12 protein-coding genes are annotated in these 13,511 nt (G+C 59.2%); 6 read left to right on the forward strand and 6 right to left on the reverse strand.

What is annotated here, in order from left to right; translation table 11 throughout:
* Positions 1-195 precede the first annotated feature (195 nt).
* Complete coding sequence (locus AR456_RS01445; protein ID WP_021819053.1) at positions 196-996, forward strand: UDP-2,3-diacylglucosamine diphosphatase; 801 nt, start codon at positions 196-198, stop codon at positions 994-996.
* Here the strand turns inward: AR456_RS01445 and AR456_RS01450 are convergent.
* Positions 966-1,553 (reverse strand): TetR/AcrR family transcriptional regulator, encoded by a 588-nt coding sequence (locus AR456_RS01450; protein WP_021819052.1) that lies wholly within the window; start codon positions 1,551-1,553, stop codon positions 966-968. The genes AR456_RS01445 and AR456_RS01450 overlap by 31 nt on opposite strands.
* A 118-nt stretch (positions 1,554-1,671) precedes the next feature.
* Between AR456_RS01450 and AR456_RS01455 the strand changes: the two genes are divergently transcribed.
* Positions 1,672-2,325 carry a glutathione S-transferase family protein gene (locus AR456_RS01455; RefSeq protein WP_021819051.1) on the forward strand — a complete coding sequence of 218 codons (654 nt, stop codon included), beginning with the start codon at positions 1,672-1,674 and terminating at the stop codon, positions 2,323-2,325.
* Between the two features lie 22 nt (positions 2,326-2,347).
* Here AR456_RS01455 and AR456_RS01460 read toward each other — a convergent pair whose 3' ends face one another.
* Complete coding sequence (locus AR456_RS01460; protein WP_021819050.1) at positions 2,348-3,277, reverse strand: AEC family transporter; 930 nt, start codon at positions 3,275-3,277, stop codon at positions 2,348-2,350.
* 282 nt (positions 3,278-3,559) lie between these two features.
* Between AR456_RS01460 and metF the strand changes: the two genes are divergently transcribed.
* A complete protein-coding gene (metF, locus tag AR456_RS01465; protein ID WP_031207866.1) occupies positions 3,560-4,408 on the forward strand; it encodes a methylenetetrahydrofolate reductase [NAD(P)H] in 849 nt (282 codons plus the stop codon).
* A gap of 106 nt (positions 4,409-4,514) precedes the next feature.
* Here the strand turns inward: metF and AR456_RS01470 are convergent, their stop codons facing one another.
* The 4 genes from AR456_RS01470 to prlC form a co-directional block, all read right to left on the reverse strand.
* Entirely contained in the window at positions 4,515-6,701 is a 2,187-nt protein-coding gene (locus AR456_RS01470; protein ID WP_021819048.1) for a TRAP transporter permease, read from the reverse strand.
* A 77-nt stretch (positions 6,702-6,778) separates the two neighbouring features.
* Positions 6,779-7,759 carry a TAXI family TRAP transporter solute-binding subunit gene (locus tag AR456_RS01475; protein WP_021819047.1) on the reverse strand — a complete coding sequence of 327 codons (981 nt, stop codon included), beginning with the start codon at positions 7,757-7,759 and terminating at the stop codon, positions 6,779-6,781.
* Between the two features lie 425 nt (positions 7,760-8,184).
* A complete protein-coding gene (locus AR456_RS01480; protein WP_021819046.1) occupies positions 8,185-8,433 on the reverse strand; it encodes a YheV family putative zinc ribbon protein in 249 nt (82 codons plus the stop codon).
* Positions 8,434-8,485: 52 nt separating this feature from the next.
* Positions 8,486-10,534, reverse strand: coding sequence for an oligopeptidase A (gene prlC / locus AR456_RS01485; protein WP_031207864.1), 2,049 nt, complete (start codon positions 10,532-10,534; stop codon positions 8,486-8,488).
* A gap of 190 nt (positions 10,535-10,724) precedes the next feature.
* Here prlC and AR456_RS01490 point away from each other — a divergent pair, with 190 nt between their 5' ends.
* The 3 genes from AR456_RS01490 (at position 10,725) to AR456_RS01500 (ending at position 13,511) form a co-directional block, all read left to right on the forward strand.
* On the forward strand, positions 10,725-12,068 hold the full coding sequence (locus AR456_RS01490) for a sodium-dependent transporter (protein WP_031207863.1): 1,344 nt from the start codon (positions 10,725-10,727) through the stop codon (positions 12,066-12,068).
* A gap of 75 nt (positions 12,069-12,143) precedes the next feature.
* Positions 12,144-12,695: a gamma carbonic anhydrase family protein gene (locus tag AR456_RS01495; RefSeq protein ID WP_021819043.1), complete on the forward strand. Its 552-nt coding sequence runs from the start codon at positions 12,144-12,146 to the stop codon at positions 12,693-12,695.
* A gap of 129 nt (positions 12,696-12,824) precedes the next feature.
* The gene (locus AR456_RS01500) at positions 12,825-13,511 is read left to right on the forward strand and encodes a metal-dependent hydrolase (protein WP_021819042.1); all 687 of its coding nucleotides are present in this window, start codon (positions 12,825-12,827) and stop codon (positions 13,509-13,511) included.

Genomic DNA, 13,511 nt, shown 5'->3' on the forward strand with positions numbered 1-13,511 from the left:
ATAAGTTGGAAGAGGGAAGAGGGAAGAGGGAAGAGGGAAGAGAACAGACTGTAGCTTGGCAGCCTCTTCCCACGGCTCACAGTCTGTCTTCTGTCTTCTGTCTTCTGTCTTCTGTACACCGAATCGTCATCTGGCCGCCATGGTGACGTCATGGCGGTTTGTCAGGCTTGGGCTCGCCTAACCAGGAGAATGCCCATGGCCACCACGCTTACGCCACGCACCCTGTTCATCTCTGATCTGCATCTCGGCACTCGGGATTGTCAGGCCGTGCTACTGTCGCGCTTGTTGCGCCGCGTGCGACCTGAGCGACTCTATCTGGTTGGTGATGTCATTGATCTGATTGCCATGCATCGCCGGGCGGCGCTTCCCGCTGAGCAGCAGCGTCTGGTGGCGCGCATCCTGCGCCTGACTCGCAGTGGCTGCGAGATCATCTATATCCCCGGCAATCATGATGCTGCCATGCGGCGTCTATGTGGGCTCAAGGTGCATCGGGTCAGTATCGAGCGTCGCTATATCCACGAGACTGCGGATGGTCGACGACTGCTGGTCAGCCATGGCGATGAATTCGATACCCATGTGCGCATGGCGCCCTGGCTGATGGCATTGGGCGATGGCATGCATCAGTTCGTGTTGTCACTGAATCGCTGGTGCAACAAGACACGCTCTGCATTGGGTATGCCGTACTGGTCGCTATCGGCGGCAGTAAAGGGACGCATCGGCGCCGCCCAGCGTTATGTAGAGCAGTTCGAGCAGGCCGCTCTGCATCAGGCGGCACGAGAGGGGCTCGATGGCTATGTCGGCGGCCATATACACCAGGCCGGTTTCCGTGCCCGTGATGGTGTGCTTTATTGCAACGATGGTGACTGGGTTGAGCACTGCACTGCTCTGATCGAGAACCATGATGGCCAGTTGGCGCTGATCGACTGGCAAGGTCGAGTGATCGAGCATGAGCCGGTGATGGCTACTCAGGCTTCCGGCGTACTGGCAGGCGCCTGAGTCCTTCCAATGTCGGGTACCGCCCTGACGGCCAGGTCGCGTCCGGCATCGAGCAGTGCTGCGGCCAGTTCCGGGGTATCGACGGTGCGTGCCATGGCTAGACTGCCGATCATTGCCACGGCCTGCATCAAGGCCTGGTGGCGCGCTGATGTGTCATCGGCGTCGGTCTGGAAACGCAGCAGAAAGTCTTCCAGCAGCGCGGTATAGGTCGCACGAACCTGGTCATCGCGCTGGGCCACATCACTGACGAGGCAGGCCAGAGGACAGGCGGCATCATGATGGTTGGTCGATTGGCTGAGGTAAGCATCTATTCGCTGCTGAGGAGTTGTCAGCAGGTCGAGATGGTGCGCACCATTCTCGGCGGCCCGGCGGATGGCCTGTGAATACAGGTCTGCCTTGCTGGAGAAGTGGGCATAGAAAGCACCGCGCGTCATGCCCGCCTGACTCATCACTTCATCAATGCTGACCGCGTCGAATCCTCTGGATGTGAAGCAGCCTGCTGCTGCGTCAAGAATTCGGGCGCGGCTGGTTTCCTTGTGTTGGGCATTCCAGGGCATGGCGATCACTCCAGTCGTGAGAGAACAGGGAATATGTTCTTGAACATATTGTGGTCGCGACCAGACTGGAGAAGCAAGACGGTGATAGGCGCCGTCACTGACAGCGAGGAAACCCGCCATGGCATCAGTGCAGATTATAGGACCTTCGTTCAGTAACTTCGTGCGTAGCGTCATGCTGGCTTGTTACGAGAAGGGGATCGAATTTCGTCAGAGCATGGAATATCAAGGCGAGCAATGCGCACCGGGAACGCTGGCGTTGGAGAAGCTTAACCCGTTCGGCAAGATGCCGGTGCTGGTGCATGATGGACTGGTGATTTTCGAGACCGTGGCGATCCTGCGTTATCTGGACCGTGAATTCGAAGGCCCCGAACTGCAGTCCGGGAATAGTGCGCAGCTCGCCTTGATCGACCAGTGGAGTTCGGCCTGTGCCAGTCAGGTTGATCGAGCCGTGGTGCGTGAGTATCTGCTGGAGATCATCAAGCCACTGTTCCAGGGCGGAGAGGTCAACAGGCAACGACTCAGCGATGCCGAACCCGGTGTTGCAAAGGTGCTGGCGATAATGGAGCGCCAGTTGGGTGAGGAGGGCTTCCTGATTGGCGATCAGTTCAGTATTGCAGATGCCTTGGCGGCACCGATGCTGGATTACCTGCTCAGACAGGCAGATGCTCAGGCGTTGGTCGCTGATGTGCCACGAGTGCAGGCATATGTCGAACGACTGAGAGCGCGGGAGTCCGGTCGCCGAGTATTGGTCGCGCCGGACTTTTCGCTCTGAGCCGTCGGATAGGGGGAGTTTGCTAGCCGACGATGGCCAGCATGCCACTGAGGTAGAGTGGAATCACGACAGGGGCGGCCAGGGTAGTGATCAGCACCGCCAGGGCGCCCTTTTCCGGTGCAATGCCCAGCTCCATGGCCACCACCACGACATTGGCGGCCATTGGCACCACGCCTACCAACAGCAGAGCCAGTCGCAGGTCCGGCGAGAGCCCGACAACACTGTCCAGCAGTAGTACAGCACCCAGCATCAGTGCCGGCCAGAGTAGATAACGCACGCCTACGCAGGCACCAATAAAGCGCCCGTCCAGCGAGCGTAGCGATACCCGACCCAGTGTCATGCCGATGATCATCATGCCCAGCAGGGTATAGGTGGAGGGGAACACATTCAGCGCCTCGGTGATCGTACTGGGCACCTCGATCCCCAACATTTCAACGAGCAGCGCGGCAAGAAAGGCATAGATCAGCGGCAGACGCGCGATCTTCAACAGACTGTCACGCACCGAGAAGCGTCCGCGAGCACTCAGATAGAAGCCGACAGTGAATTCATAAAGCGTCACGCCGAGTACGCAGAACAGGTAAACGGTCACTCCCTCCGGTGGCAGCAGTACCAGTGCCACTGGCAGGCCAAAGTACCCGGTATTACCGGTGCCGGCAGAGAAGGCCAGCACTGCGCCTTCTTCATCCGGTAGCCAGCGTTTGGCCAGCGCATTGACCACTAGCGCCACCAGGCTGGCGAGAACGAACAGTGAGGCGGTAAGGCCCAGCCAGGCGGGTGTCGGTCCGCCCAGTACCAGAGCACGAAAGAATGTCAGTGGGGCGATCAGGTAGATCAGGAGCGTGGCAATCGGGCGTGGGTCGACCTTCAGGCGACGCGCCGCAAGCACACCAAGCGCCACGAAAGAGAGCAATGTCCAGAGGGGGCCCATCAGGGCGGTAGGGTCGAGTGCCATGCGATGATGTCCTTATCCAGAGAGGGATCATGATGCCGAGACTCGCGGCTGTTGTCATTGGATCGCCAGCGACGTCTTCAGATCGCTGGCCTTTATAAGATATGGATATTTACCGGCCGGTTCTTATATGAATGGAATTGATAGTGTCCGGTGAAACTTTCATTGGTCGACTCGTCCAGCAGTCGTCACAATGGTCACACTTCAAGGATGCCGCGGGGTCGATTGCGCATCCACATAATGATCCGATTTCATGCCGCCGACAGCTGCGACGAGGAACATGCAATGAGCGCACAAGAGCATCCGCTGGGTATCAGCTTTGAATTCTTCCCGCCCAACACCGACGCCGGGCGTGAAAAGTTGATGCATACCCGCGACATGCTGGCCGAGCGCAACCCGCGTTTCTTCTCGGTGACCTATGGTGCCGGTGGTTCGACCCAGAACCGCACCATCGATACCGTCAATGCGGTTCGTCAGTGTGGTATTTCCACGGCGCCGCACCTGTCCTGTGTGGGCAGCGAGAAGGCCCAGCTGCGTGACTTGCTGCACAGCTATCGGGACCAGGGCATCGACAATCTGGTGGCACTGCGCGGTGATCTACCATCTGGTATGGGTGGGGTTGGCGAGTTGCGTTATGCCAACGAACTGGTGGAGTTCATCCGTGAGGAAACCGGAAATCACTTTCAGGTTGCCGTCGCGGCCTATCCCGAGTCCCACCCTCAGGCACCGGGCTTCGAAGCCGATCTGCAGAACTTTGCGCGCAAGGTGAACGCGGGCGCCGATCTGGCTATCACCCAGTATTTCTTCAACGCCGACTCCTACTTCCACTTCGTCGAGCGTGCTCGCCAGCTGGGTGTCGAAACCCCGATCGTGCCGGGGATCATGCCGATTACCAACTACAGCAAGCTGGCGCGTTTTTCCGATGCCTGCGGCGCTGAAATCCCGCGTTGGATTCGCAAGCAGCTCGAAGCCTATGGAGATGACAGCGAGTCGATTGCCGCCTTTGGTGAGGAAGTGATTTCGCGCCTGTGCCAACGCCTGCTGGATGGTGGAGCACCGGGCCTGCATTTCTACACGCTCAATCAGGCTGCTCCGACACTCAAGGTCGTCGACAACATCTGTTCGACGCGCTGAGGCAGCACCGCGTCGTACGATGCAACCGCACAACAACAACGCTGGACACGCAAAGGACCCGGTAGCAAAAGCTACCGGGTCCTTTCTTTTTACGCCAATTAGAGCTTCAGCTTGAGGTTGCCGGTCTGGCGCCGTTGCCTCGAGCACGCTGCATGGCGAACAACGCGCCAGCGATGACCAGACCGGCGACGTCGGTGTAGATACCGCCGTAGATCAAGAACAGTGCGCCGATGAGCATCACCAGCCGTTGCCAGGCCTTGACCGGTCCGAAGAACCAGGCCTGAACCGTGGCGGCGAGCAGGACGATGCCCAGAGTTGCGGTCAGACCGACGCGCAGGATCTGCAACCAGCTGCCTTCCATCAGCATGGCCGGGCTGTAGAAGAACATGAACGGCACGATAAAGGCGGCGAGGCCGATCTTGAACGAGGCTACCGATGTGCCCATCGGGTTGTCGCCGGAAATTCCAGCGGCCGCATAGGATGCCAATGCCACCGGTGGTGTGATCGCCGAGACCACCGCGAAGTAGAATACGAAGAAGTGTGCGATCAGCGGTTCGATGCCGATGTTGATCAGACCTGGAGCGACCACCGAGGCAGCCACGGCATAGGCGGCGGTTGTCGGCATACCCATCCCCAGCAGGATGCTGATGCACATGGCGAAGAACAGCGCCAGTAATTGGCTGACGCCGGCGAGGCCAAGCAACAGTGACGAGAACCGGGCGCCGACACCAGTCAGCGCAATGACACCAACAATCAGGCCGGCGCAGGCACAGACGGCGATGATCTGGATCGCCATGGTGCCGGCGAGGTTGAGAGCCTTGATGATCTCGCGTACGCCCATGCGGTAGGGCGATAGCCAACTGACCACTGCCGCGGATGCCGTTGCCAGGGTGCCGGCACGGATGACCGAGTAGCCCATGAACAGAGCGGCGATCAGGATAATGATCGGGGCGAACAGGTAGACCTGCTTGACCAGTTTCGAGAACTGCGGAATCTCATCCTTGCGCATGCCGCGCATGCCCTTGCGCGCGGCCTCGAAGTCGACCATGAAGTAGATCGAGGCGAAGTACAGGATCGAAGGGATAAGCGCAGCGATCGCGATCTCGGTGTAGGGAATCCCGGTCACTTCGGCCATGATGAAGGCGCCCGCTCCCATGATCGGCGGCATGATTTGGCCACCGGTGGAAGCGGCCGCCTCGATGGCACCAGCACTGCGTGCAGGGTAGCCGACCTTCTTCATCAACGGGATGGTCAGTGAACCAGTGGATACCACGTTACCGGCACTGGTGCCGTTGATCATGCCCATCAGGCCTGAGGCGAAGATTGCCACCTTGGCGGGGCCACCACGGGCACGACCGGCACCGGCAAAGGCGAAGTTGACGAAATAGTCACCGACCCTCGAGGCCTGCAGGAAGGCGGCAAAGATAATGAACAGAATGATGTAGGTCGAGGACACTGCAGTGGTCGGGCCGAGGATCCCGGCATCGGTGTAGACCTGACTGAAGAAGCGACCGAGTCCGAGGCCCGGATAGCCGAGGAAGCCCGGTAGCATCGGGCCGAGAAATACATAGCCAAGAAAGATGACGGCAATGGCCACCAGTGCCAGACCGGCGACGCGACGGGTCATCTCGAGAATCAACAGCGAACCGGCGATGGCAGCCCAGGTAATGCCCATGGGCGCAAATGAAGTACCGGTGGAGGCGCGTAGCGGACTGTTGAAGACGGTCAGCAGATAGATTGTGACTGCGACCGAACCAAGGATCAGTACGATGTCAGCCACTACCAGGCGATCACGCGCCTGGCCCGGTACCCAGGACAACAGAATGGCACCACAGGTGGCGGCGATCAGTGGCGCGCCATAGTGCCAGTTCTCGATGACAGGATCGATACGCAATGCGCCGTCCGCCATGGTGTAGTACATCATGATCGAGCGGATCAGGGCGTAGGCCGCAGGCACCAGCAGTACAAGAGCGGCCAGGTCCGGCCAGCGCAACCCCGTGGACTTCCCTTCCTCTGCAAAGCGTGAGCCAGCATAGAGACCGAAGCCCAGTACCAGCGCTCCACAGACGTGCAGAATGCGGAACGACCAGGTCTCGATCGGATAGAGGTTCAGCGATATCAGGTGGAAGCTCGCATAGGCGACGGCAAGGGCGCCGAACAGCCACCATTTCCAGCCTTCGTAAAGTCGGCGATTGGCCTCGACAGGTTCGTCGTCGACACCTTCCACCAACACCGGAGAGGCTTCCTGTTCGGATAGACGATCGTGCTGAGAGTTTTCGGGAGTATGGGACATGCGTCAGTACCTTGGGAAAAGCAGCTGGACGGCATCCGGCAACGAACTGAGTGCCGGATACCGACTCATTCAGGCGATTACTGCTTGATCAGAGCAGGGTCGATCTCATAGCCGTTTTCCTCGTACCAGCGAGCGGCACCCGGATGGAACGGCAGTACGGTGTTGTACTTGATGTTCTCGGGAATGGTGGTCGCCGCACTGCGGTGCACGTCCATCATCTTGTCATTGTTTTCCATGGTCACCTTGGTGACTTCGTAGACGAAGTCTTCCGGCAGATCACAGCCGGCGATGGCGAAGTTCCACATGGAAACCGCGCGTGCGTCGTGGTCAAGCGTGGTGTAGGTGCTGGCCGGGATGCTGAAATCGGACACCGGGAATTTGTCCATGACCTTCTGCTGCTCTTCCTCGGTGAACTCGATGATGTTGACGTCGGTCTGTACCTCAAGCTGGCTGACCGCGGGAATCGGGATGCCAGCAGCGAAAGCGACCACATCCAGCAGGCCATCCTGGAGCTGTCCGCCAAGGTCGGACCAGCCGCCGTTGCGACGCTCGAAGTCAACGCCGAGCTCCTCGAGAATCGCCGGGAAGTAGGTGTCGGAGGTGGAGGCTGCCGGGCCGAAACCGATACGTGCACCGTCCGGGATCTCGGAGATTGAGGTGATGCCGCTGTCGCTGAGTGTGGTGATCGAGAAGGGCGTCTCATACATCGGGAACAGCGCACAGACGTTGTCCATCGCAACGCCGGGAGCCAGTGGGCTCTTACCGTCGACCGCATCGGCGGCAGGGCCCATGGTGGTCAGACCGAAGGCAACGTCGCCGCCGTGCACCAGCGCCAGGTTCTGAGTCGGGCCACCGGTGACTTCGCCGCCGCCGGAAATGTCCAACTGGTCCGCCACCAGGTTGGCCCAACCAGAACCGTATACGAAGTAGGTACCGCCCTGACTGGCGGTACCCACGGTAAAGCTCTGCGGCCAGTCTTCACGGTCAGCCTGAGCGGTGCCGGCGATCAGTAAAGTCGAAGCGAGCGCGCCAGTAATGATCCGGGTAGTGGTGCTCATGGAATATCTCCCATTGCGATGCGATTGTGGTTATGTCGTGTTCGCGGCCCTCGAGTCGAGGAGCCGCCGGTAACACTTTTGTAACGCAAGGGGTATGCCAAGGCATTTTTTTACATTTAAAAACAATAAAGAATAATAAGTTTGTTCGACAAAAGTCGAAAAGGATTCAGTGGTGAGATTCTGGAAGTCCGCACGTTTGGGCGGACTCAGTGTGTGGATTTCCGCACGCTGACGGCATGCGTGCCGAATTCAGGGGGCAAAGAGCCAGGCAAGAACGGGGAAGAAAGGCAGCAAGGGAGACGGACACCGTCCGTTGGAACAGCATCCGCTGGGATTGGTGTGAATGGCTGGCGTCCAGGTCCTGTAGTCAGGATCCTGGAGCTTGGGTTTCAAGAGCCGGGTTTCAAGAGCCGGGGTTCAAGAGCTTAGTGTCGTGTGCTGGGGTCGAGGATTCTGACCGGTTGTAGCTGGTCGCTCGGCGAGCTTTCACGCGGCTGATTGACGCGCGTGGACAGTTCGTCGATGGCATCATCCTCGATTGCCAGCTGTTCGAAGAAATCACAATTGACGCACTCGCGGTAACGAATACCGTTCTGCTCCCAGGCTCGGATGCGGTCCATCTCCGCGCAGCGAGGACAAACGACACCAGCAATAAAGCGCTTTACAACAGCCATCAGGGCCTCCGGTAGTGGCCACCGAGTGGAAGGGTGGCCACTGGTAAGTGTATCAGGCGGCACGAATGCCGCTGTGACGCAGTAGCGGATCGATGCTCGGCTCGCGTCCACGGAAGGCCAGGAACAGTTCAGCGGCATCACGCGCACCTCCGGCCTCGAGAATTTCACGACGGAAACGTGAGCCAGTCTCCTGATCGAAAATACCCGCCTCCTCGAAAGCGCTCCAGGCGTCGGCAGACAGCACTTCCGCCCACTTGTAACTGTAGTAGCCTGCGGCATAACCTCCGGCAAAGATGTGTGAGAAGCCGTTCTGGAAACGATTGAACTCGGCTTTCGGCACTACCGAAATGGCTTCGCGCACGCTATCGAGCAGTGCTTGCACATCTGTCGCAGAAGGTGCCTCCAGCTCCAGGTGCAGCCGGAAATCGAACAACGAGAATTCCACCTGTCGCAGCAGGCCCATGGCCGACTGGAAGTTCTTCGCGGCGTTGAGCTTGTCGAACAGCTCCTGAGGCAGAGGCTCGCCGGAGTCGACATGGCCGGAAATCAGATCCAGTCCTTCGCGCTCCCAGCAGAAGTTCTCCATGAACTGACTCGGCAGTTCCACGGCATCCCAGGCAACGCCGTTGATGCCGGAGACATCTGCGACGTCCTGGCGGGTCAGCATATGGTGCAGCCCATGACCGAATTCATGGAACAAGGTGGTCACTTCATCATGGGTAAGCAGCGCCGGTTGGTCGCCCACCGGGCGTGTGAAGTTGCAGGTCAGGTAGGCTATCGGCAATTGCAGCTCGCCGTTCTCACGGCGGCGAACGCGACACTCATCCATCCAGGCACCACCGCGCTTGCCCTCGCGGGCATAAAGGTCGAGGTAGAAGCCGGCAATCGGGGTCTGGTTCTCGAACAGTCGATAGAAGCGCACATCCGGGTGGTAGCTGGGCGCGGAAGTGTCTTCCTTGATATGGATTCCATAAAGCCGCTCAACGACGGCGAACAGGCCTGAGACAGCCTTGGGGGCCGGGAAGTAGGGACGCAGTTGCTCCTGGGAAATGGCGTACCGGGCTTCGCGTAGCTTTTCGCTGACGTAGCCGACATCCCAGGGTGCCAGTTCGGTTAGCCCCAGTTCTTCGCGAGCATAGCGTTCAAGCTCGGCAAACTCTTCACGGCCCTGGGGGAGAGCGCGTGCTGCCAGGTCGTCGAGAAAGCCCAGTACCTGGGAGGCGCTGTCAGCCATCTTGGTCGCCAGCGAATATTCGGCGTAGCTGGAAAAGCCCAGCAGGCCGGCGAGTTCCTGGCGCAGGCGCAGTGTTTCTTCAATTATCGGGGCGTTATCGTACTTGCCTGCATGGGGTCCCTGGTCCGAGGCACGGGTGACAAAGGCGGTGTATACCTCCTGCCGCAGCTCACGATCATCGGCATAGCTGATGACCGGATAAAAGCTGGGGAAATCGAGAGTGATACGAAACCCGCTATGACCCTTGGCTTCGGCATTGGCTGCGAGAGTGGCCAGCGAGCTTTCCGGTAGTCCCTTGAGTCGACTGTCATCGTCCAGGTCCAGCGACCACGCCTGGGTCGCATCCAGCAACTGGTTGGAGAAGGTGCTGGACAGTGATGACAGGCGCGAACGAATCTCCGCCGAGCGTTTTTTCTTCTCTGGTGGCAGATCAACGCCAGCAAGACGGAAATCTCGCAACGCATTGTCGACTGCCCGCTGCTGAGCTTCGCTCAGGTCAGGCCATGCTGGCCCATCCCGTAGTGCCTGCCAGGCTCGGAATAACCCCTCATGCTGACCCAGCCAGGTGCTGTAGTCGGAAAGCTTCTGCAGGCAGCCGTCGTGCGCTTCGCGCAATTCCGGGGTGCTCATGGTGCCATTGAGGTGCGACACAGGCGACCAGGCCTGGGACAGGCGGTCATTGAGAGCTTCCAGAGGTGCGGCGAGGCTGTCCCAGTCTGGTGCTTGCTGCTCGGCTCGGGCGACCAGCGCCTCCACTCCTTCACGCAACTCTTCAAGAAGAGCATCGATGGCAGGGGCAATATGCTCCGGACGGATATCGCCGAAGGGTGGGAGGGAGTGGCGTTCAAGCAACGGATTGTGGGACATGGGCACCTCGTCGGCAGAATTCTGGTGGTCATGATAGCGCTGTGTTTGAGACAGCAGGGCATGACATCGTTGGCTATCCATAAATGCGGGCACCTGGCACGGGTTTCAATGTGCTAGTCTTGCGGCCTTTAAATCGCACTTCCCTGGAAAAGCACTTCCTTCGAAAAGAACAGTGGGGCATCGCAACAAGATGAATCAGACGCTGGAACGCTGGAGTTCACGCAGAGCCTTTATTCTCGCCGTAACAGGGGCGGCAGTGGGGCTGGGAAATATCTGGCGATTCCCGTATATCACTGGCGAGAACGGTGGCGCGGCGTTTCTGCTGCTGTATGTGGTTTTCGTCGTGCTGCTGGGCTTGCCGGTAATGATGGCCGAGATCATGATCGGGCGCGCGGGACGTCGCAGCCCCATGCAATCACTGGGCTACCTGGCCAGCCGTGCCGGGCGCAATACTGGCTGGCGCTGGTTGGGCCTGTTCGGTGCCTTCACGGTGTTCTGCATTCTATCGTTCTATTCGGTGGTGTCCGGCTGGTCGATTGACTTCATGGTCCATGCCTTCCGTGGTTCCTTCAGTGGTCAGACAGCTCCTCAGATAGGCGCCTATTTCAACGACTTCCTGGCGAACCCTGCCCGAATGACCTTCAACCATACGCTGTTCCTGGTCATGACCATGGCAGTGGTGGCCTGTGGTGTGTCCAAGGGGTTGGAGCGGCTCAATAACCTGTTGATGCCGCTACTGTATCTGTTGCTGATTGTGCTTGCGGGTCATGCTGTGAGCATGGATGGCTTCGGCCCGGCCATGGCATGGCTATTCACACCCGACTTCTCGGCGGTTACGCCGATGGTCTTTATCCACGCCATGGGCCATGCCTTCTTCACGCTGGCGGTAGGCGCCTGTGCCTTGATGGCTTACGGCGCTTATATGCCTGATCATCAGAGTTTACCTGGTGCGGCAGCGGCGGTGGCGGTGCTTGATGTGTTGGTGGCATTGCTCGCTGGTATTGCCATCTTCTCGGTGGTGTTTACCCAGGGTATGGATCCGGGGGAAGGGCCGGCACTGGTATTCATCACGTTACCGGTGGCCTTCGCCGACCTGCCGATGGGGGCCTTCTGGCTGGGCCTGTTCTTCCTGCTGCTGTTGCTGGCCACCTGGACGTCATCGATCAATCTCGCCGAGCCGATGGTCTCGACGCTGGTCGGCTGGGGCCTGAAGCGCCCAGTGGCTGCACTTGTGGTGGGTATCTGTGTGTGGCTGGTGGGCCTGCTGTGCGTGGCTTCGTTCTCGACACTCAGTGACTTCCACGTGATTGGGTCGATGAACTTCTTCGATGTGGTCAGCACCATTCCGCCTGAGATCTTCCTGCCGCTGGGCGGTCTGTTGATCGCCATCTTTGCCGCCTGGGTCATGCCACAGCAGGAGGCTCTGCGTGCTCTGGACGCTGGGCCCAATGGCTTTCGGGTCTGGCGCGCCGTGGTACGCTGGGTGTCGATCCCACTGGTGGTGTTGTTGCTGATCAGTCCCCTGTTCCACTAGGCCTCACCACTGGAATATCAATACCCATGACCCAGTAGCCGGTGGTGACCGCTGGCTGCTGCAGGAGGAGAAGTGATGACGACAACACCGCAATATCCGGTACTCAGAGCCTGGCAGGGCGTTTCCCCGCAGCTTGGCGAGCGGGTCTATATCGATCCGCAGTGCATGGTGCTGGGAGATGTCGAGCTGGGAGACGATTGTTCTGTGTGGCCGATGGCGGTGATTCGTGGCGATATGCACCGCATCCGGATCGGTGCGCGAACCAGCGTGCAGGATGGCAGTGTGTTGCATATTACCCACGCCAGTGACTTCAACCCCGATGGTTTCCCGCTGACCATTGGCGAAGATGTCACTATTGGCCACAAGGCGGTGTTGCATGGCTGCACGCTGGGCAATCGTATTCTGGTGGGGATGGGCGCGATCGTCATGGATGGCGCGGTGGTCGAGGATGAAGTGATCATTGCCGCCGGAGCCGTGGTCCCTCCCGGTAAACGCCTGGAGAGTGGTCATGTCTATGCCGGCAACCCGGCAAAGGCGTTGCGTCCGCTCAAGGACAAGGAGCGTCGCTTCTTCCCCTATACGGCAGGGAACTATGTCAAGCTCAAGGACCAGTATCTAGCGAACTGAACTGTTCGCGGCCCGATGGTTTCGAGGTCCACAAGAAAACGTTCCCAACTGTTTGTTTTCCATTGAACTTATGGGCGATAATCTGGTCATTTATCCAGTATTCATTCTTGACTCAGGAAATCGCCCGGTATGGCCAACTTTCGCACCCACATCAGTGTGGCCGCCGCCGGTGGTGCAGTGATCGCTCACGCTGGATGGCAAGCGGGGCTATGGGATTTCATGCAGAGCCTGCCGGTGCTGGCGCTGACCACGTTCGGTGGCATTCTTCCAGATATTGACTCCGATACCTCGACCTCGATTCGCCTGATCTTCAATCTGCTGGCGGTTCCCGCCGTGGTGGCGGGTGCTGTGATGCTGCAGGACAAAATGGTGGCGGGGATGCTGGTGCTGGTCTGCGGTGCGATCTATGTGGCGGTGCGCTATCTGGCCAGCGCGGTCTTTGCGCGGTTCACCGTGCACCGTGGGATATGGCACTCACTGCTGGCGGCACTGACCTGTGGCCTGGCAGCCAGTGCGGTGAGCTTCGGGCTCTTTCAGCGCCCTGAGACGCTGGCCTGGATGCATGGGCTGGCGCTGTTCGCCGGCTTTATCATTCATCTGTTGCTTGATGAGCTGTATAGCGTTGACTTGAGTGGCGCGCGGCTCAAGCGCTCGTTCGGTACTGCGCTGAAGCCGATAGATGTCAGCGATCTGGGCGCCAGTCTGGCCATGCTGTGTATCGCATTGTTTCTGTTCCCCTGGCTGCCGGGGTTCGGTGTGCTCTACGGTATGGCGGAAAGCACGGCATCGGCGCTGTACGGTTTGATGCCATCCTGA

The organism is Halomonas huangheensis, from assembly GCF_001431725.1.
Lineage (GTDB): Bacteria > Pseudomonadota > Gammaproteobacteria > Pseudomonadales > Halomonadaceae > Halomonas > Halomonas huangheensis.